Raw genomic sequence first — 18,665 nt, 5'->3', positions numbered from 1 at the left:
TGCCCCGACACGAGATGTCCCGACAAGAGAAGCAGCATGGAATGCGCGCAACCCCAGCCAGGTGAAGGCAGCTCAGTCCTTTTGATCGTTGATGATTACCCTGAAAATCTGATCAGCATGCGCGCGTTGCTGCAGCGCCAGGACTGGCAGGTAATGACCGCGGCTTCCGGTTTCGAAGCCCTCAGCCTGCTGCTCGAACACGACGTCGATCTGGTGCTGCTGGATGTGCAGATGCCGGGCATGGACGGTTTCGAAGTCGCGCGGCTGATGCGCGGCAGTCAGCGCACGCGCCTGACCCCCATTATTTTCCTCACCGCCAATGAGCAGTCCCAGGACGCTGTGATCAAGGGTTACGCCAGCGGTGCGGTGGATTACCTGTTCAAACCGTTCGATCCGCAAATTCTCAAGCCCAAAGTCCAGGCGTTACTGGAACACCAGCGCAATCGCCGGGCCTTGCAGCGCCTGAGTCAGGATCTGGAATCGGCGCGGGCCTTTAATGCGTCGGTGCTGGATAACGCCGCCGAAGGCATTCTGGTGCTGGCCGAGGATGGCTTGATCCGCTTCGCCAACCCGGCGATTTCCCGGCTGCTCAATGCGCCAGTGAAGGAACTGGAGGGGCAGGAGTTTCTCGATTTCCTGCAGAAACCGCACATTCCGCTGTGGGCCGATTCCGAGTTTTATGCCAGTTACAAACGCGGCGAGACATTGCGCTTACACGACGCGTTGCTGCGTACCGCACCAGGGCAGCAAGTGCCGGTCGCCTTGTCCTGCGCGCCGCTGCCGAGTGAACAGCACGCGATGGTGGTGACGGTGCTGGACATGTCGGTGGTGCGCCATCTGCATCAACAGCTGGAATTTCAGGCGGTCACCGACCCGCTGACCGGGCTGCTCAATCGCCGGGGTTTCTACCAGACTGTGGAAAACCTGTTGCTGCGCGGCGAGCGCACGGACAGCAGCTGGGTGCTGATGTACCTCGATCTCGACGGCTTCAAAAGGGTCAACGATTCCCTCGGCCATGATGCCGGGGACCGGGTGTTGCGCTGGGTCTCCGAACAATTGAAAGCGTGCCTGCGGCCGTTCGACATTCTGGCGCGGATGGGTGGCGATGAGTTCACCGCGCTGCTGGATCTGGAATTCCCCGAGCAAGCGGCGAAGATCGCCGAGAAGCTCATTGAGCGGGTGTCGATCTGTCAGCAGATCGAAGGCCTCGATATTGCGCTGGGCGCGAGTATCGGCATCGCCACCTACCCGGATTGCGGCAACAACCTCGACGGCTTGATGCGTGCTTCGGACATCGCCATGTACGAGGCCAAGCGTGCCGGGCGTCAGCAATATCGCTTCTACGATCATGAAATGAACGGCCGCGCGCGCTCACGGCTGATGCTGGAAGAGAGCGTGCGCAACGCCATCGAGAACCGGGATTTCAATCTGGTCTACCAGCCGCAAGTCGCGATTGGTGACGGCCGGATTCGCGGTTTCGAAGCGTTGCTGCGCTGGCAGCACCCGAGTGTCGGTGATGTGCCGCCGGGCCTGTTCCTGCCGTTGCTGGAAGAGGCGACGCTGATCAGCCGGCTCGGCAGCTGGATCTATCATCGCAGCGCCGGGCAGCGTAAGGCCTGGGAGGCCGAGTTTTCCAGGGATCTGGTGATCGGCGTGAGCCTGAGCAACACCCAGTTCGGCCTGCCGAATCTGGTCACCGAATTGCGTCAGGTGCTGGAGCGCCATGGTTTGCAGCCGCACCAGATGGAAGTGGAAGTGACCGAAGAGGCGCTGACGATCAACCCGGACGAGACCCGCAAACAGCTGAAGCTGCTGCGCAATCTCGGGGTGCGGGTGGCGCTGGACGATTTCGGTTCCGGCTCCTGCTCGTTGTCGCATCTGCGCGATCTGGAGCTGGACACCCTCAAACTCGATCGGCACCTGATCGCCCGATTGCCGGACTCGTCCCGCGATGCTTCGCTGGTGCGCACAGTCATCGGCTTATGCAAGGAATACGGCTTGCTGGTGATCGCCGAAGGCGTGGAAACCGTCGAGCAATACCAGTGGCTGCAAGCCCATGGATGCGAGTACGTGCAAGGGTTTTTGGTGGCGCGGCCGTTGGTCGCCGAGGACACCGCACGCTTTACCGAGCCGTTCGACTGGAGCGCGTTGGCCGGTTGAATTCGCTACACTGGCGGCCTTTTCATGACCCGTGCCGCCCCATGACTGCGTTGAAATACCTCCAGGCCTATCCCGCGAATCTGCAGGATCAGGTGCGCCAATTGATCGCCGACAATCGTCTCGGTGATTACCTGAGCCAACGCTATCCGGGCCGCCACGATGTGCAGAGCGACAAGGCGTTGTACGGCTACGCGCTGGACCTGAAGCAGGAATACCTGCGCAACGCCCCGGCCATCGACAAGGTGCTGTTCGACAACCGCCTCGACCTGACCCATCGCGCCCTCGGCTTGCACACCACGGTTTCGCGGGTGCAGGGCGGCAAGCTCAAGGCCAAGAAAGAGATCCGCATTGCCTCGCTGTTCAAGGACGCCGCGCCGGAGTTTCTGAAGATGATCGTCGTGCACGAGCTGGCGCACTTCAAGGAGTCGGATCACAACAAGGCGTTCTATAAGTTATGTGAGCACATGCTGCCGGGCTACCACCAGGTCGAGTTCGATCTGCGGGTATACCTGACGTGGCGGGACATGCAATAAGACATCAAACAACGGAGCGCATGCATGGACGTAAGCAAGACCAAGAGCAGTTTCTACCGGCGCTTGTATGTGGCGTACCTTATCGACAGCGGCCTGGCGAGCAGCGTGCCGGCGCTGACCGAGGTCACCGGCATGCCCCGGCGCACGGCGCAGGACACGATTGCGGCGCTGGCGGATCTGGATATTGTCTGCGAGTTCGAGCAGGAAGAGGGCGCGCGCAATCATGCGGGGCGTTATCGGATTCGCGAGTGGGGGGCGATTGATCGGGGGTGGATCGAGCGGAATTTGCGGCAGATAAAAGCGGTTTTGGAATATCCCTGAGTTGGGTGTTCGCCTCTGGATCGTTGCCCTCACCCCAGCCCTCCCGAAACGTCGGACCGCCCGGAGGGAGAGGGAGCTGACCGAGGGATATTCGAGAGATACGCCGACGTGCACCAATGCTTGTGAATCCATAATCGCCAAGCTCTTTCAGGTCGGCGTATAGCGCAAGGCAACTCGGTCAGTCCCCTCTCCCTCCGGGAGAGGGTGAGGGCCGCGATCATCAGCCAAGCGACAGCTCAGGAACGACGCATACCTATGTGCGGAATGTCATCCTCCAGATATTCCTCACCCGCCACCACAAACCCGTACCTCCCGTAATACCCCTGCAAATGCGCCTGGGCCGACAGGTAGATCGGCACCTCAGGCCAACGCTTCTCGGCCTGTTTCAGCGCCTGTTCCATCATTTCATGCCCCAACCCCTTGCCACGCCCGGCCGGTGCCGTCAGCACGCGGCCGATCACCACGTCGCCGCCCTGGGATTCCGGGTCCAGCAGGCGCAGGTACGCCACCAGCTGATCACCGTCCCAACCCATCAAATGGCAGGTGTCACCGTCCAGATCCTGACCGTCCGGATCCAGGTACGCGCAGCGCTGTTCGACCACGAACACTTCCGAGCGCAATTTCAAAATGGCGTACAGCTGCTCCAGTCCCAGATCGCTGTGATGTTTGCAGACCCACTCGATTGTCATCTTCCGATTCCTTGAACTACGTCGCCCGATACTAAGCGCAGCGCCGAAATAAGTCTGTATGGCTGAGAAATCTGTGACAAAGGCCAAAATGCCATCATTCCAATATCGCGGCCCGCCGTACTTTGTGTAATCTGCTGGGAAGCGCTGTGCAATGGCTTCAATGAGCTAATGTTAGGGCCTGGGATTCGCCGGTAAGGGGCCTTGGGGTTTTGACTGAAAACACGCCGGGCGGCCCGCCCGCTAAGGATTTTCAAGCATGCCGCGATTGCATCGAGCCTTTGCTTTGATCGGATTGCTGTTGCTGGGTCAAAGCGCTGCAGCGGAGAAATTGCGTCTGGTATTCGACGTCTGGCCGCCCTTTACCGATGACACGCTCGTCAACGGTGGGCTGGCGACCGACATCGTCAGCACGGCCCTGGCCCGCGCCGGTTATGCCAGCGGTTACGAGCAAGTGCCGTGGGCGCGGGCGTTGATGGGGGTTGGCGAAGGACGTTACGACGTGCTGGTCAACGCCTGGTACAACGACGAGCGCACGAAGCTGGGGCAGTTTTCTGCCGAGTACCTGCTCAATCGCGTGCGTTTTCTCAAGCGCAAAGACGCGCCCATCGAATACAACAACCTGCAGGAACTGCACACCTATCCGATTGCGGTCGTGCGCGGCTACGCCTATTCGGCGCCGTTCGATGCCGACACCGCGTTGCAGAAGGTCCCTGTGCATAACTTCGCCATGGCTGTGCGCATGCTCGCGGCGGACCGGGTCAAGCTGACCCTGGAAGACGAATACGTCGCTCGCTATTACCTGGCCCGGGAATCACCGAAAGTGCGCAACGCGGTGGAGTTTCTGCCCAAGCCGCTGAGCGAGAACAGCCTGCACATTCTGGTCAGCCTGAAGAACCCGCAGCACGAACAGATCGTGGCCGGGTTCGACAAGGCGATTGCGTCGATGAAGGCCGATGGCAGCTATGACAAGCTGCTCAGGCAGCACGGGATGTAAGGCGGCTCAATCTTCGGCTGTGTCTTTGATCAGATGCGCCGCCAGCGTGCGCAACGGCCCGAGCTGGCGGCAGATCAGCGCCAGCTGTGTCTGCACCAGCCGCTGGCCTTCGTCGATTTCGTCCGGCATTTGCTCCAGCTCGTTGGCCAGCGCTTCTTCCTCATCGCTCTGAATCGCAATAGGCTGTTTGCTCGCCAGGCCTTGGGCGATTTCATCGATGCTCGCCGCCAGACTCACCCCGGCGCCGTCGATCAGGTGTTCGCGCACCTCGGCCGGCAGTTGAGTTTCCCGGTGTGCGCCGAGGCCTGACAGATAGCTGAGCAAGGTGTGCGACAGCACCAGGAAGCGGAAACCGACGTCGGCTTCCTTCCGGAAATGCCCCGGCTCCATCAGCATGTTCGCCAGCGTCGTGGAGAGTGCCGCATCGGCGTTGTGCGCGTTGCGTCGGGCCAGGCGATAGGCGAGGTCGTCGCTCTTGCCGGCGGCGTATTGCTGCATGATCTGGCGCAGGTAAATGCTGTTGCAGGTGAGGGTGTTGGCCAGCACTTTGTTCAGGCGCCGACCCTGCCAGTCCGGCAGGAACAGGAACACCGCAAGCCCCGCAATCAGGCTGCCGAGCAAGGTATCGAACAGCCTCGGCACAAACAGCCCGTAGCCGTCGCCGACCTGGTTGAAGCAGAACAGCACCATGATCGTGATTGCGGCGGTCGCCACGGTGTAGCGGGTGGTGCGGTTGGTAAAGAACACCACGCCCGCGGCGATGGCGAAGCACGACTGCACCAGCGGATTCGGAAACAGATCGAACAGCGCCCAGGCAATCGTCAGGCCGATCGCCGTGCCGAAAATACGCTGGCCGAGTTTGCGCCGGGTGGCGCCGTAGTTCGGCTGGCAGACGAACAGCGTGGTGAGAATGATCCAGTAGCCTTGCGACGGGTGAATCAGGTGCACCATGCCGTAGCCGATGCTCAGCGCCAGTGGCAAACGCAGGGCGTGACGGAACAGCAGCGAGGTCGGCGTCAGCTGCGTGCGCAGACGAATCCAAACGTCCTTGAAGTTGCGCGGCGAGCGGTCGAGCAGGCTGCTGTCGGTGGCATCGGCCAGGGCGTCGGGGTTGCTGGCGTCGCTGAGCAAACGGTCGAGGGTGCCGAGGTTGGCCGCCAGTGCGCGCAATGAACGGAGCAGTCCGCGCCAGGCCGGGTTGCTCTGGATGCGCAGGTGTTCGAGGGAGGCGTGCAGGTCGCTCAGGGCTTCGGCGAATGTCGCGTCGTAAATGAACGGCTGACGCATCTGGATCGATTCCGCCAGCGCCCGACAGGCCTTGCCTTGCTGGCGCAGCAGCCGCTGGCAGCGGAACAAGACATCGCTATGGAAAAATGCATCGGCCAGCGCGTTATAGGGATAGTGCGAAGAACTGGCGCGTTCGTGAATGTCTTGCGCCAGGAAGTACAGCTTCAGGTAGCGGCTGACTTTCGAGCCGGGCCGACCGTTGCCGACCCGATGCAGGATGATTTCCTTGGCGCTGTTCAGGGCTGCGACGACCCGGCCGTTCTGCTGGGCCAGTTCCAGTCGCCGTGCTTCGACGTCCATCTGACGGATCGGCTCGAACAGCGAGGATTTCAGCTTCAGGTAATAGCCGAGTTCGCGGAACAGCCGCGCCAGACTCTGCTGCACCGGCTGATTGGAAAACATTGCCTGCCACAGCACCGACAGCAGGCCGTACCACGCGGCACCGGCCACCAGCAGCATCGGCTCGTGCCAGAAATCCGTGACCGCGCCACCGCGCTGATCCACGCCGATCATGGTGTAGACGGAAAGAATCAGCGTCGCCGAAGCAATCGCGCCATAACGCTCGCCGAGCGCACCGAGCATGGTCAGGCCGAAACTGGCCAGCGCCAGAGCGATGACGAATACGATGGGGTAGGGGAAGAGCAGTTCGACGGACAGCGCCGCAACGCTGAAACACACCAGCGTCACCGCCAGTGCATTGAGGCGGCCCTGCCAACTGTCGTCGGTCTCGGCCAGGGCGCTGGCGATGATCCCGAGGAACAGCGGGATCAGCAGTCCCATTTCATCCTGATACCAGCACAGCGCCATGCTGCCGGTCAGGGCGATGAACACCCGCACGCTGTAGCTGAATTTATCCAGCGCCCACAGGCGCCGCAAAGACTGACGAAACGAGGTCGAGGACATGAAGTGCGAAGGCCTTCCGAGGCGATGCCGCTAAATTGAGCCAGTAATGACGCCGACGCAATGGCGCCGATCACATCTGACAGCAAAAAGTGTTCCGCACTGCCTTCGAATCAGACGTATTGCGCCGCCGCGTAACCCGATGCCCACGCCCACTGGAAGTTGAATCCGCCCAGATGCCCGGTGACATCCAGCACTTCACCAACGAAGTAAAGGCCCGGGCTTTTCAGCGATTCCATGGTCTTGGACGACACTTCGCGGGTGTCGACGCCACCCAGCGTCACCTCGGCCGTGCGGTAGCCTTCGGTGCCGGCCGGCACGACTTTCCAGCTAGCCAGTTTCTCCGCGATGTCTGCCAGTTCGGCGTGGGTGTATTGCTTCATCGGTTTGGAGACGAACCAGTTGTCCGCCAGCAGGTTGGCCATCTTCTTGGTGAAGATTTCGCCGAGCAGGGTTTTCAGTTCGCTGTTCGGACGCTCGGCGGTCTGCTGTTGCAGCCAGCTTGCGGCGTCGTGGTCGGGCAGCAGGTTGATCTCGACGGTGTCGCCCGGCTCCCAGAACGAGGAAATCTGCAGAATCGCCGGGCCGCTGAGGCCACGGTGGGTGAACAGGATGTTCTCGCGAAAGCTCTGATCGTTGCAGCTGACCAGACAATCCACCGAGGTGCCGGACAATTCGGTGCACAAGTCCTTGAGCTGATCGGTGATGGTGAACGGCACCAGCCCGGCGCGGGTCGGCAGCAGGTCGTGGCCGAATTGCTTGGCGACCTGATAACCGAAACCGGTCGCGCCCAACGTCGGGATCGACAGGCCGCCAGTGGCGATCACCAGCGACTGGCACTGGATCTGGCCGAGGGTGGTGTCGAGCAGGTAGCCGCCTTCAACTTTCTCGATGGTCTGGATCGAGGTGTCGAGGTGCAGATTGACGCCGACTTGATCGCACTCGTCCAGCAGCATGCCGAGGATGTCGCTGGATTTGTTATCGCAGAACAGTTGGCCGAGTTTTTTCTCGTGATATGGCACGCCGTGCTTGGCGACCATGCCGATGAAATCCCACTGGGTGTAACGGGCCAGCGCAGATTTGCAGAAGTGCGCATTCTGCGAGAGGAAATTGCTCGGTTCGGTGTACATGTTGGTGAAGTTGCAGCGCCCACCGCCGGACATCAGGATTTTCTTGCCGGCCTTGTTCGCGTGGTCGAGCAGCAACACCTGACGCCCGCGCCCGGCGGCGGTCAGTGCACACATCAACCCTGCGGCGCCAGCGCCAATGATCACGACTTCGGTAGAGCGCAAAACGGTGTCCTCACGTTGTCACCACAAAACAAACTGTGGGAGCGGGCTTGCTCGCGAATGCGGTGTGTCAGTTGACACATAAGTCGCCTGAATCACCGCTTTCGCGAGCAAGCCCGCTCCCACAGGGGATCTTCCTTGGATGGAAGACCGCTTACAAGACGCGAACGCGCAGCGAACGGCCCTTGATCTTGCCGTTGTTCAAACGCTGCAGCGCCTGCATGACCACGGTGCGCTCGACGGCCACATACGACTGGAAGTCGAAGATCGCGATCTTGCCGACCTGAGCGCCCGGAATGCCGGCTTCACCGGTCAGTGCGCCGAGAATGTCGCCCGGACGCACCTTGTCCTTGCGCCCGCCAGCAATGCACAGCGTGCTCATCGGCGGTTGCAGCGGGGCACCGCCCTGTGACTTGAGGTTGTCCACCTGATCCCAGTTCAGCGGGGTTTTCTGCAGTTGTTCGATGGCTTGCGCGCGGTGCGCTTCCGACGGCGCCACCAGGCTGACCGCGATGCCTTTCTCGCCCGCACGACCGGTACGTCCAACACGGTGAATGTGGATTTCCGAATCCCGGGCCAGCTCGACGTTGATCACCATGTCCAGCGAATCGATGTCCAGGCCACGGGCGGCAACGTCGGTGGCAACCAGCACCGAAGTGCTGCGGTTGGCGAACATCGCCAGCACCTGATCGCGGTCACGCTGTTCCAGATCGCCGTGCAGGCCGACGGCGGAAATGCCTTTGGAGGTCAGGTGATCGACGGTTTCCTGCACTTGCTGCTTGGTGAAGCAGAACGCCACGGTGGAGGCCGGGCGGAAGTGATGCAGAACCTTGGTCACCGCGCTCATGCGCTCTTCCGGGGAAATCTCGTAAAAGCGCTGCTCGATCTGGGTGTCGTCGTGGAACGCTTCGGCCTTGACCGTTTGCGGATCACGCATGAACTTCGACGCCAGTTGCTTGATGCCCACCGGGTAGGTTGCCGAGAACAGCAGGGTCTGACGGCGGGTCGGGGTCTGCTCGATGATGTCTTCGATCGCGTCGTAGAAACCCATGTCGAGCATGCGGTCGGCCTCGTCGAGGATCAGCGTGTTCAGGCCGTCGAGAACCAGAGAACCCTTGCGCAGGTGCTGCTGGAGGCGGCCCGGAGTGCCGACGATGATGTGCGCGCCGTGCTCCAGCGAGCCGATCTGCGGGCCGAAGGACACGCCGCCGCACAGGGTCAGGACCTTGATGTTGTCTTCGGCACGGGCCAGACGGCGGATTTCCTTGGCGACCTGGTCGGCCAGCTCGCGAGTCGGGCAAATCACCAGCGCCTGGCAACCGAAGTAGCGCGGATTGATCGGGTTCAGCAGGCCGATGCCGAACGCGGCGGTCTTGCCGCTGCCGGTCTTGGCCTGGGCGATCAGGTCCATCCCCTTGAGGATCACCGGCAAGCTCTGCGCCTGGATCGGCGTCATCTGGGCATAACCGAGGGAGTCGAGGTTAGCCAGCATGGCGGCGGACAGCGGCAAAGTATTAAAAGCGGTGGCGATGGTGGTCACGGGACTGGCCTGCAAAACAAAATGTCGCGCAGTGTAGCAGCCCCGTGCCACTTTCCTCGAAAGTTCTGGACGAACAGTGGTTAATGTTCGATGTGTTCGTCCGGATGTTCATCGGGACGTTTGACGCGCCGTCCGTCCTCTTTCGAGAGTTGCGAGAAGATTGTCGCCGCCAGCATCGCCATGACACCCACGGTCACGAACGTCAGCTGGAACGCACCCAGCACGGTTTCAACGCCATCATTACCGATTTCCGCCGTGAAGCCGCCGAGCAGGGCACCGGCGCAGGCCACCCCGAGACTCAGCGACAACTGCGCAACCACCGACAGCAGACTGTTGCCACTGCTGGCGCTGGCGTCGTCGAGATCGATCAGGGTCACGGTGTTCATCGCGGTGAACTGCAGCGAGTTGATCGCGCCGAGAATCGCCAGCAGGCACAACAACAGCCAATACGGTGTCTGCTCGCTGACCAGGCCCATGCTCGCCAGCATGATCCCCAGTGCCAGCGTGTTGCCGGTGAGTACGATGCGATAGCCGAGACGTTCGATCAGCGGCCGCGCCATCCATTTGGCAAACATCGCTGCAGCGGCCAGCGGCAGCATGCTCATCCCGGCCTGCGACGGTGAATAACCCAGCGCCACCTGCAGCAGCAACGGCACCAGAAACGGCAACGCGCCGCTGCCAAGACGGGCGAACAGGTTACCGATGATCCCCACCGCAAACGTGCGGGTCTTGAACAGCGAAGGCGCGAACAGCGGATTCTCGACACGCCCGGCGCGCAACCAGTACGCCGCCAGACACGCCATGCCGCCGAACAGCAGCAACATCACCCGCAGGTGCGGTAGATGCAATTCGCCAAGGCCTTCCATAGCGATGGTGATCAGAATCATCGCCGCGCCGAACAGCAGGAAGCCGAGGCTATCGAAACGCGTGCGCTCGGTGCCGCGCAGGTCGGGGATGAATTTCCACACCGCGTAGCAACCGATGACGCCGACCGGCAGGTTGATCAGGAAGATCCAGTGCCACGTCAGGTATTCGACCATCCAGCCGCCCATGGTCGGGCCGATCAGCGGGCCGAGCAGGCCGGGAATGGTGATGAAGCCCATGATCCGCACCAGTTCCGAACGCGGGTAGGCGCGCAGCACCACCAAACGCCCGACCGGCAGCATCAGCGCACCGCCGAGGCCCTGGATCACTCGCGCGCCGATCAGCATGCTCAGGCTGCTCGACAAGGCGCAGAGCAGCGAGCCGAGGCTGAACAGCAGGATCGCGCCGAAGAAGATTTTCTTGGTGCCGAAGCGGTCGGCGATCCAGCCCGAGGCCGGAATCAGCAGGGCCACGGTGAGCATGTAGGCGATGATCACGCCCTGCATGCGCAGCGGGTCTTCGGCCAGATCCCTGGCCATGGCCGGCAGGGCGGTGTTGAGGATGGTCCCGTCGAGGGACTGCATGAAGAAAGCGATGGCGACGACCCACGGCAACCAGCGGGCGGTGATGGCGTCGAGAGGCGGGCGGTTGGGCATGGAACCTCTTGTGGTTGGGGTTAATGCATATCCATGGTCGAGCACGGTCAATGTGGGAGCGGGCTTGCTCGCGAAAGCGGTAAATCAGTCGACATCAATGTTGAATGAAGTGGCCTCTTCGTCGGATCGCCGCCCGGAGCAAGCCCGCTCCCACAGTAGATCTGCAGTGTTCCGCCGATCCGGGGTTTACAGTGTCAAGGTCAATCGGCTCACCAGCGCTCCCGGCAGCAGCGCCGACGAGGTATTGCGCTGGCTGTAGGTACTCGCCGACAGCAGCAACTCCCGTTCGGCGGTCAACGCTTCCAGCTGCGAACCCAGCAGGCTGTAGGCGCTGTCGTCGAAACGCATGGTGCTGACCGGCGCCTGAATCTCGCCATTCTCGACCCAGAACGTGGCAAACCGGGTCATGCCGGTCAGTCGCGCCGCCGGTTGATCGGAGAAGTTCAGATACCACAGATTGCTGATGTACAACCCGGTGCCCAACTGCTTGAGGATTTCGGCCTGCGGCAGATCACCAGCGCCCATGTTCAGCGCGCTCGGCGATTCGCCACCGCCGGCACCGTTGGCCGTCAGCCCGTATTCGGCAGCACTGCGCGAACCCACCAACTGATCACCTGCTTTACCTTCGATGATCAGCCGCAGATCGCTGCGCGGGTAACCCTCACCGGAAAACGCCGGGCTCAGGGAGTCGCTGACTTTCTCGTCGAGGGACACCAGCGGACTGAACGCCTGATCGCCGGCAAACAGCTTCTGCAACGGGCTGCTCTTGCTCGCAATCGACTGCGCCGAGAAACCGCCCCAGCACAGCATGCCCATGATTTCTTCCAGGGCTGCGGGCGCCAGATAGGCGCGATATTGGCCGGGCGGCAAGGTGCGCAGCGGGCGACCGAGAAACTCAAGCTGTTCGCGGGCCTGCTGGATCCGTTTGGCGAAGTCTTCGCTGTTCCAGTCGTGCCCGGCGTAGCTGGCCTTTACCGCTTCGCCGTTCTCGTGGAACAGGCTGAAGTCGAAGTTAAAGCTGTTGGCCTGATGCCAGCCGAATGCGCCGGAAGAACTGGCGAAGCCACGGCTGATCGGGCCGGCGGCGTAGAAACCGACCAAATCCAGACCTTCGGCCGCCTGGGCGATTTCCGCCACCACTTGCTCGGTGTCCGGCAGCGGATGTTCCTGCACGTTCTTGCTCTGCCAGCCGTTGTGGTTGAGCAGCAGGTACGGATCCTGCGGCAGCAGCGGCAGGGTTTCGCGCAGTTGCTGCAAACCTTCGGCGAGGCGTTGCAGGTCGGTGGCCTGCTCACCGGACAGGGTGATGTGCAGGTCGGCATGGCGACCGTCGTCGATCAGTTTCAGGCCGATACCGGCTTGTTGCACTTGCCCGGCCTGACGCACCTTGGCGTGGTTGAAACGGACGAAGGCCGAGGATTCGGCGTCGTAACTCAGGGTGAACTGTTCCTGCTCGCGCACGGCATCGCGCAGCCAGTTGACCAGCACCTTGAACGCCTCGGACGGGTTCTTGGAAATACTCATCAGGCGTCTCCCCCAAACACATCAACATTGCTGAACACGCAGGCCGGCGACGCATGGCCGACGCGGATCACCTGGTTCGGTTCGCCCTTGCCGCAGTTCGGCGTACCCAGCACCTGAGTGGTGCCGGCGTTGCCGACGGCGCGCAGGCTCTTCCAGAAGTGCGCGGAAATGCCCCGGTAGTTCGGGTTTTTCACCACGCCCTTGAGTTCGCCATTTTCGATCAACTGGCCCCATTCGCAGCCGAACTGGAATTTGTTGCGAGCATCGTCGATCGACCATGAGCGGTTGGTGCTCATCAGGATGCCGTTTTCGATGCCGCCGATCAGTTGCTCAAGCGGCTGGTCGCCCGGCTCGATGTTGAGGTTGGCCATACGGTCGATCGGTGGGCGGTTCCAGCCACAGGCGCGGCTGTTGGCGACGCCGTCCAGACCCGCGCGGAACTGCGACAGTGCACCACCCAACGGACGAACCAGCAGACCTTCGCGAATCAGGAATTGTTTGCTGGCCTTGGAACCGTCGTCATCGTGACCGTAACTCGCCAGTTCTTCGGGAATGCCCGGATCGAACGTCACGTTGAGCAGTTTCGAGCCATATTGCAGGCTGCCGAAATCCGAGGCTTTGACGAAGCTGGTGCCAGCGTAATTACGCTCGTCGCCGAGGATCCGGTCGAGCTCAAGCGGGTGGCCGATGGATTCGTGGATCTGCAGCATCATCTGGTCGGGCATCAGCAGCAGGTCGCGCGGGCCTTGCGGGGTGTTCGGCGCGAGCAGCAGTTGCAGTGCCTGATCGGCGACTTGCGGACCGGCGCCGATCAGGCCGCAACGGCTGATCACGTCGGCGCCGCCCTGCTGGCCGAAGTTCTCGCGGCCGAGGCTGCGGGTCTGGCTGTCGTTGCCGTCGTAGGCGGTGACGTCCAGGCCCGGATAGACGAAGCGTTGGGCCTGACGCAATTCGGCGCCAGCGCTGCTCAGATAGATCTGTTCGACGTGGGTGATACCGATGCTCACTTCCCAATTCACCAGGCGCTCATCCTTTGGCACCGAGGCGGATTCCGCGCCGAGCAGCTCGAAGCATTCGCTCAGGGACGGGAAGGGTTGTTCGAGATTGGGTGAAAAGTAGTCAGCGCGGTCGCTGGACACTGGCTGCTGGCTCAGGTCGAGCAGGGCGTGGGGTTTGATCCGCCGGGCCTGCTGCTCGGCGCGCTCGAGGGCGGCTTGCAGGCCTAGTTGCGACAGATCATTGGTCGCGGCGTAGGCTTCGACGCCGTTGACGCGGACGGTGAGCATCGCGCCTTCGTCGCGGCTCAGGCTCGGCGGTTCGGCGACGTTCTTGCGCACCGACAGGTACTGGCCGGACTCGCGGACATACCGCAAGGAAAAAAACTCGGCGCCCGTGCGCAAGGCAGCGAAGCGCTGCTTGAGCTGGGGGTGGAAATCGAACATCAGGGGAACCTCCTTGTCATGGGAGAAACGGCGAAGCGGATTCGGCGGGGAGGGGGTGAAACGATTGGGCGAGGACTAGAGTAGGCCTGCGAGGGGGTAGGATCAAGTGAAGAGGGGGTGTAGGGGGATTTACTGTGAGGCGAGGGAGTTTGTACTGAATGTAAGGGCCCCTTCGCGAGCAAGCCCGCTCCCACACTTGATCTCCAGTGAACACAGAATTTGTGAACATGCGATATCGAATGTGGGAGCGGGCTTGCTCCGGGCGGCGTTCCGACGAAGGGCTGCGCCTCGGTGTTAAGACTTACTGTGCAACAGCACTCACATCACGCAGTGCCTTGCCTTTCACCGGCGCATCGCCAGCGACGTAGTACGGCGCCTTGCTGCGCGGCAGCGGCTGACGGCCACGGATCTTGTCGGCGATTTTCTCGGCCATCATGATCGTCGGCGCGTTCAGGTTGCCGGTGGTGATGATCGGCATGATCGAGGCATCGACCACACGCAGACCCTGCATGCCATGCACGCGGCCTTCGCCATCCACTACGGCCATGTCGTCGGTGCCCATCTTGCACGAGCAGGATGGGTGGAACGCGGTTTCGGCGTGCTCGCGGATGAACTTGTCCAGCTGCTCATCGGTTTGCACTTCGATGCCCGGGCTGATTTCACGGCCACGGAATGCGTCCAGTGCAGGCTGTTGCATGATTTCACGGGTCAGGCGGATGCCGTCGCGGAATTCCTGCCAGTCCTGCTCGGTGGCCATGTAGTTGAACAGGATGCTCGGGTGCTGGCGCGGATCCTTGGATTTGACCTGGATGCGACCGCGGCTCGGCGAACGCATGGAACCCATGTGCGCCTGGAAGCCGTGCTCTTTCACACCGTTGCTGCCGTTGTAGTTAATCGCCACCGGCAGGAAGTGGTACTGAATGTTCGGCCACTCGAACTCTTCGCGAGTACGGATGAAACCGCCGGCTTCGAACTGGTTGCTGGCGCCGATGCCGGTGCCGTTGAACAGCCACTCGGCACCGATGGCCGGCTGGTTGTACCAGAGTAGCGACGGGTACAGCGAGACCGGTTGGGTGCAGGCGTATTGCAGGTACAGCTCGAGGTGATCCTGCAGGTTTTCGCCGACGCCCGGCAGATCGTGAACGACCGGGATGTCGAGGCTTTCCAGCAGTTTTGCCGGACCAACGCCGGAGCGTTGCAGCAGTTGCGGCGAAGCGATCGCGCCGGAGCAGACGATGACTTCTTTGCGGGCGCGGGCTTCAACACGCTCTTCGGCAGCGCCGACCAGGTAGCGCACGCCAACGGCACGCTTGCCTTCGAACAGAACCTTGTCGGTCAGGGCGTGAGTGACGATGGTCAGGGTCGAACGTTTCTTGGCCACGTCCAGGTAACCACGGGCGGTGGAAGCACGACGGCCTTTCGGCGTCACGGTGCGGTCCATCGGGCCGAAGCCTTCCTGCTGGTAGCCGTTCAGGTCTTCGGTGCGCGGGTAACCGGCCTGCACGCCAGCTTCAACCATGGCGTGGAACAGCGGGTTGTTGCCCGCTTTCGGCGTGGTCACGCTGACCGGGCCTTCGCCGCCGTGGTAGTCGTTCGGGCCGATGTCGCGGGTTTCCGCTTTACGGAAGTACGGCAGGCAGTCGAGGTAGGTCCAGTCTTCCAGGCCTGGCAGTTTGGCCCAGCCGTCGTAGTCCATCGCGTTGCCACGGATGTAGCACATGCCGTTGATCAGCGAGGAACCGCCGAGGCCCTTGCCGCGACCGCATTCCATGCGACGACCGTCCATGTGTGGCTCTGGATCGGTTTCGTACGCCCAGTTGTAGCGACGGCCTTGCAGCGGGAATGCCAGGGCTGCCGGCATTTGCGTGCGGAAGTCGAAACGATAGTCCGGGCCACCGGCTTCGAGCAGCAGGACGGTGACGCCTTCGTCTTCAGTCAGACGGGTCGCCAGAGTGTTACCGGCAGAGCCGGCACCGACGATGATGTAATCGAATTCTTGGGACATTGAATGCACCCTCTTTGAAGTTGGTCAGGTCAGGCCTGGCGAGTGCTTTGCACTCGATTCGCGGGCAAGCCCGCTCCCACAGGGATCGGGGTTGCCACAGATTGGGTGGACGACATCCAACCTGTGGGAGCTGGCTTGCCAGCGAAGGCGGCCTCGCAGGCGATAGAGGACTCGGGTCTTAGAACACCGAGACGTAATCGCCCAGCTCGACCTGTACCGATTTGATGCGAGTGAAGTTGTTCAGCGAGCTGATGCCGTTTTCACGGCCGACGCCCGACTGCTTGTAACCGCCAACCGGCATTTTTGCGTCGGACTCGCCCCAGGCGTTGATCCAGCAGATACCGGCTTCCAGTTGATGAATCACGCGGTGGGCGCGGTTCAGGTCGCGGGTGACGATACCGGCGGCCAGGCCGAAGTCGGTGTCGTTGGCGCGACGGATCACTTCTTCTTCGGTTTCGTAGGTCAGGATCGCCATCACCGGGCCAAAGATTTCTTCACGGACGATGGTCATGTCGTCGGTGCAGTCGGTGAATACGGTTGGAGCCACGAACGCGCCTTTGGCGAATTCGCCATCGGTCAGACGCTCGCCGCCGCACAGAACGCGGGCGCCTTCTTCTTTACCCTTGGCGATGTAGCCCAGCACGCTTTCCATATGCGGGAAGCTGACCAGCGGGCCGAAGTTGGTGTTTTCGTCTTCCGGGTTGCCAACGCGGATGCGCGCAACGCGCTCGACGATCTTGGCTTCGAAAGCGGCTTTCAGGTGGCTCGGTACGAACACGCGAGTGCCGTTGGTGCAGACCTGACCGGAGCTGTAGAAGTTGGCCATCATGGCGGTGTCGGCGGCGCGATCCAGGTCGGCGTCGTCGCAGATGATCAGCGGGGACTTGCCGCCCAGTTCCATGGTCACGTCTTTGAGCGACGAAGCCGAAGCGCTGGCCATTACCTTCTTGCCGGTGTCGGTGCCGCCGGTGAAGGAGATCTTCTCGATGCGCGGGTGCTCGGTCAGCCAGGTGCCGACTTCACGGCCGCTGCCGGTCAGGACGTTGAACACGCCGTTTGGAACGCCGGCCTCGGTGTAGATCTCGGCCAGTTTCAGGGTGGTCAGCGAGGTGACTTCGCTTGGCTTGAAGATCATCGCGTTACCGGCCGCCAGGGCAGGCGCGGATTTCCACAGGGCGATCTGGATCGGGTAGTTCCACGCGCCGATACCGGCGACAACGCCCAGCGGCTCGCGACGGGTGTAGACGAATGCGGTGTCACGCAGCGGGATCTGCTCGCCTTCGATGGCGGGTACCAGGCCTGCGTAGTATTCCAGCACGTCGGCGCCGGTGACGATGTCGACGTACTTGGTTTCGGAGAAGGCTTTACCGGTGTCCAGGGTTTCCAGGGCAGCCAGTTCATCGTTGCGCTCGCGCAGGATGTCGACGGCGCGACGCAGGATGCGCGAACGCTCCATGGCGGTCATCGCGGCCCAGATTTTCTGGCCCTTTTCGGCGCTGACCACAGCACGCTCGACGTCTTCCTTGGTCGCACGTTGCACTTGTGCGAGGACTTCACCGTTAGCCGGGTTGATGGCTTCGAAGGTGGCATCGCTGCCGGCGTCGGAGTACGCGCCATCGATGTAGAGTTTTTGCAGTTCGAAACGGGCCATAGTGTCCTCGCAAGTGCATTAGTGGTTGGCGTTGGTCACCGGGTGAGCCATGTAGCTGTGGCATCGCTGGTCGGTGACAGTTCAGGGGCTGAGCGTTTTCTCTGTGCTCTAGCTCACCTGCTTGGCCAATTGGAAATCCATGTATTCGTAAGCGATCTGTTGCGCCTGCGCAGTGTCGAAAGCGTCTCCCGACAGCGCGCCGCGCAACCACAAGCCGTCAATCAGAGCTGCCAGTCCGCGGGCGGCGGTGCGCGCATCTTCGAGCGGCAACACACGGCGGAACTCGCAGCACAGGTTGGAATACAGACGGTGATCGTTGATCCGCTGCAACCTGTGCAAAGACGGCTGGTGCATGCTGGTGGCCCAGAAGGCCAGCCAGGTTTTCATTGCCGGGCCATTGACCTGGCTGGCGTCGAAGTTGCCTTCGATGATCACCTGCAGATGCGCCCGGGGGCTGCTGTCTGCCAGCGCCTGACGGCGCGCGGTGACGCTCTCGCTGAGGGCAGTCATCAGATACCGCATCGTGGCGGCGATCAGGCCATTCTTGTCCTGAAAATAGTGACTGATGATGCCATTCGAGACACCGGCCAAACGGGCGATCAGCGCAATGCTGGCGTCCCCCATTCCGACCTGATCAACCGCCTGCAAAGTGGCTTCGATCAGTTGTTGGCGGCGGATGGGTTGCATACCGACCTTGGGCATCTTGCACATCTCCTTAGGCCTTCCGACGGGCGATGAACGCCTGGCGGATTGAGGGCCAGTCTATTTTGTTTTGATTGAACGTTCAATCAACAAAGAATAAGATCTGCG

Annotated in this window: 14 protein-coding genes and 1 pseudogene; 4 read left to right on the top strand and 11 right to left on the bottom strand. The window is 61.7% G+C overall.

All coding sequences use genetic code 11. The annotated features are described in order from the left end of the window. Positions 1 to 36 precede the first annotated feature (36 nt). Genes QR290_RS27350 through QR290_RS27340 form a run of 3 tightly spaced genes read left to right on the top strand, consistent with a single transcriptional unit; the run spans position 37 to position 3,014 of the window. Positions 37 to 2,160, top strand: coding sequence for a putative bifunctional diguanylate cyclase/phosphodiesterase (locus tag QR290_RS27350; RefSeq protein ID WP_115079468.1), 2,124 nt, complete (start codon positions 37 to 39; stop codon positions 2,158 to 2,160). A gap of 41 nt (positions 2,161 to 2,201) precedes the next feature. Continuing rightward, a complete protein-coding gene (locus tag QR290_RS27345; RefSeq protein ID WP_007959720.1) occupies positions 2,202 to 2,693 on the top strand; it encodes a M48 metallopeptidase family protein in 492 nt (163 codons plus the stop codon). 24 nt (positions 2,694 to 2,717) lie between these two features. After that, on the top strand, positions 2,718 to 3,014 hold the full coding sequence (locus QR290_RS27340) for a winged helix-turn-helix domain-containing protein (RefSeq protein ID WP_007894945.1): 297 nt from the start codon (positions 2,718 to 2,720) through the stop codon (positions 3,012 to 3,014). Positions 3,015 to 3,250: 236 nt separating this feature from the next. Here the strand turns inward: QR290_RS27340 and QR290_RS27335 are convergent, their stop codons facing one another. Beyond that, a complete protein-coding gene (locus QR290_RS27335) occupies positions 3,251 to 3,703 on the bottom strand; it encodes a GNAT family N-acetyltransferase (protein WP_011336314.1) in 453 nt (150 codons plus the stop codon). A 256-nt stretch (positions 3,704 to 3,959) separates the two neighbouring features. On the opposite strand from QR290_RS27335, the gene QR290_RS27330 reads away from it, so the two are divergent. Beyond that, positions 3,960 to 4,697 carry a substrate-binding periplasmic protein gene (locus tag QR290_RS27330; protein ID WP_064380188.1) on the top strand — a complete coding sequence of 246 codons (738 nt, stop codon included), beginning with the start codon at positions 3,960 to 3,962 and terminating at the stop codon, positions 4,695 to 4,697. Between the two features lie 6 nt (positions 4,698 to 4,703). Here QR290_RS27330 and yccS read toward each other — a convergent pair whose 3' ends face one another. The 10 genes and pseudogenes from yccS to betI form a co-directional block, all read right to left on the bottom strand. Further along, positions 4,704 to 6,887, bottom strand: coding sequence for a YccS family putative transporter (gene yccS / locus QR290_RS27325; RefSeq protein WP_289203966.1), 2,184 nt, complete (start codon positions 6,885 to 6,887; stop codon positions 4,704 to 4,706). A 110-nt stretch (positions 6,888 to 6,997) separates the two neighbouring features. Then, a complete protein-coding gene (locus QR290_RS27320; RefSeq protein WP_289203965.1) occupies positions 6,998 to 8,176 on the bottom strand; it encodes an NAD(P)/FAD-dependent oxidoreductase in 1,179 nt (392 codons plus the stop codon). 33 nt (positions 8,177 to 8,209) lie between these two features. Continuing rightward, positions 8,210 to 8,317: pseudogene (locus QR290_RS28860) on the bottom strand (metal ABC transporter ATP-binding protein); the annotation flags it as partial. Between the two features lie 10 nt (positions 8,318 to 8,327). Further along, entirely contained in the window at positions 8,328 to 9,713 is a 1,386-nt protein-coding gene (gene dbpA, locus QR290_RS27315; protein WP_289203964.1) for an ATP-dependent RNA helicase DbpA, read from the bottom strand. An 80-nt stretch (positions 9,714 to 9,793) separates the two neighbouring features. Further along, positions 9,794 to 11,233, bottom strand: coding sequence for a multidrug transporter subunit MdtD (mdtD, locus tag QR290_RS27310; protein ID WP_115079464.1), 1,440 nt, complete (start codon positions 11,231 to 11,233; stop codon positions 9,794 to 9,796). A 186-nt stretch (positions 11,234 to 11,419) separates the two neighbouring features. Continuing rightward, positions 11,420 to 12,757, bottom strand: a complete 1,338-nt coding sequence (locus tag QR290_RS27305) for a TldD/PmbA family protein (protein WP_289203963.1) — start codon at positions 12,755 to 12,757, stop codon at positions 11,420 to 11,422. After that, complete coding sequence (locus tag QR290_RS27300; RefSeq protein ID WP_115079463.1) at positions 12,757 to 14,199, bottom strand: TldD/PmbA family protein; 1,443 nt, start codon at positions 14,197 to 14,199, stop codon at positions 12,757 to 12,759. The genes QR290_RS27305 and QR290_RS27300 overlap by 1 nt, the downstream gene beginning before the upstream one ends. A gap of 301 nt (positions 14,200 to 14,500) precedes the next feature. Continuing rightward, the gene (gene betA / locus QR290_RS27295) at positions 14,501 to 16,204 is read right to left on the bottom strand and encodes a choline dehydrogenase (protein ID WP_115079462.1); all 1,704 of its coding nucleotides are present in this window, start codon (positions 16,202 to 16,204) and stop codon (positions 14,501 to 14,503) included. 178 nt (positions 16,205 to 16,382) lie between these two features. After that, positions 16,383 to 17,855 (bottom strand): betaine-aldehyde dehydrogenase, encoded by a 1,473-nt coding sequence (betB, locus tag QR290_RS27290; RefSeq protein ID WP_007959741.1) that lies wholly within the window; start codon positions 17,853 to 17,855, stop codon positions 16,383 to 16,385. Between the two features lie 108 nt (positions 17,856 to 17,963). Next, the gene (betI, locus tag QR290_RS27285) at positions 17,964 to 18,557 is read right to left on the bottom strand and encodes a transcriptional regulator BetI (protein ID WP_007959743.1); all 594 of its coding nucleotides are present in this window, start codon (positions 18,555 to 18,557) and stop codon (positions 17,964 to 17,966) included. Between the last annotated feature and the right edge of the window lie 108 nt (positions 18,558 to 18,665).

Source organism: Pseudomonas fluorescens (assembly GCF_030344995.1).
GTDB lineage: Bacteria > Pseudomonadota > Gammaproteobacteria > Pseudomonadales > Pseudomonadaceae > Aquipseudomonas > Aquipseudomonas fluorescens_BF.
The sequence above is the reverse complement of the archived record's forward strand: the minus strand, read 5'-3'. Positions and strand labels throughout refer to the sequence as shown.

What these genes read in the sequence shown, in the direction of transcription:
- QR290_RS27350 (WP_115079468.1), top strand. Translation starts at nt 37, where the DNA reads ATGGAATGCGCGCAACCCCAGCCAGGTGAAGGCAGCTCAGTCCTTTTG.
- QR290_RS27345 (WP_007959720.1), top strand. Translation starts at nt 2,202, where the DNA reads ATGACTGCGTTGAAATACCTCCAGGCCTATCCCGCGAATCTGCAGGAT.
- QR290_RS27340 (WP_007894945.1), top strand. Translation starts at nt 2,718, where the DNA reads ATGGACGTAAGCAAGACCAAGAGCAGTTTCTACCGGCGCTTGTATGTG.
- QR290_RS27335 (WP_011336314.1), bottom strand. Translation starts at nt 3,703, where the DNA reads ATGACAATCGAGTGGGTCTGCAAACATCACAGCGATCTGGGACTGGAG.
- QR290_RS27330 (WP_064380188.1), top strand. Translation starts at nt 3,960, where the DNA reads ATGCCGCGATTGCATCGAGCCTTTGCTTTGATCGGATTGCTGTTGCTG.
- yccS (WP_289203966.1), bottom strand. Translation starts at nt 6,887, where the DNA reads ATGTCCTCGACCTCGTTTCGTCAGTCTTTGCGGCGCCTGTGGGCGCTG.
- mdtD (WP_115079464.1), bottom strand. Translation starts at nt 11,233, where the DNA reads ATGCCCAACCGCCCGCCTCTCGACGCCATCACCGCCCGCTGGTTGCCG.
- QR290_RS27305 (WP_289203963.1), bottom strand. Translation starts at nt 12,757, where the DNA reads ATGAGTATTTCCAAGAACCCGTCCGAGGCGTTCAAGGTGCTGGTCAAC.
- QR290_RS27300 (WP_115079463.1), bottom strand. Translation starts at nt 14,199, where the DNA reads ATGTTCGATTTCCACCCCCAGCTCAAGCAGCGCTTCGCTGCCTTGCGC.
- betA (WP_115079462.1), bottom strand. Translation starts at nt 16,204, where the DNA reads ATGTCCCAAGAATTCGATTACATCATCGTCGGTGCCGGCTCTGCCGGT.
- betB (WP_007959741.1), bottom strand. Translation starts at nt 17,855, where the DNA reads ATGGCCCGTTTCGAACTGCAAAAACTCTACATCGATGGCGCGTACTCC.
- betI (WP_007959743.1), bottom strand. Translation starts at nt 18,557, where the DNA reads ATGCCCAAGGTCGGTATGCAACCCATCCGCCGCCAACAACTGATCGAA.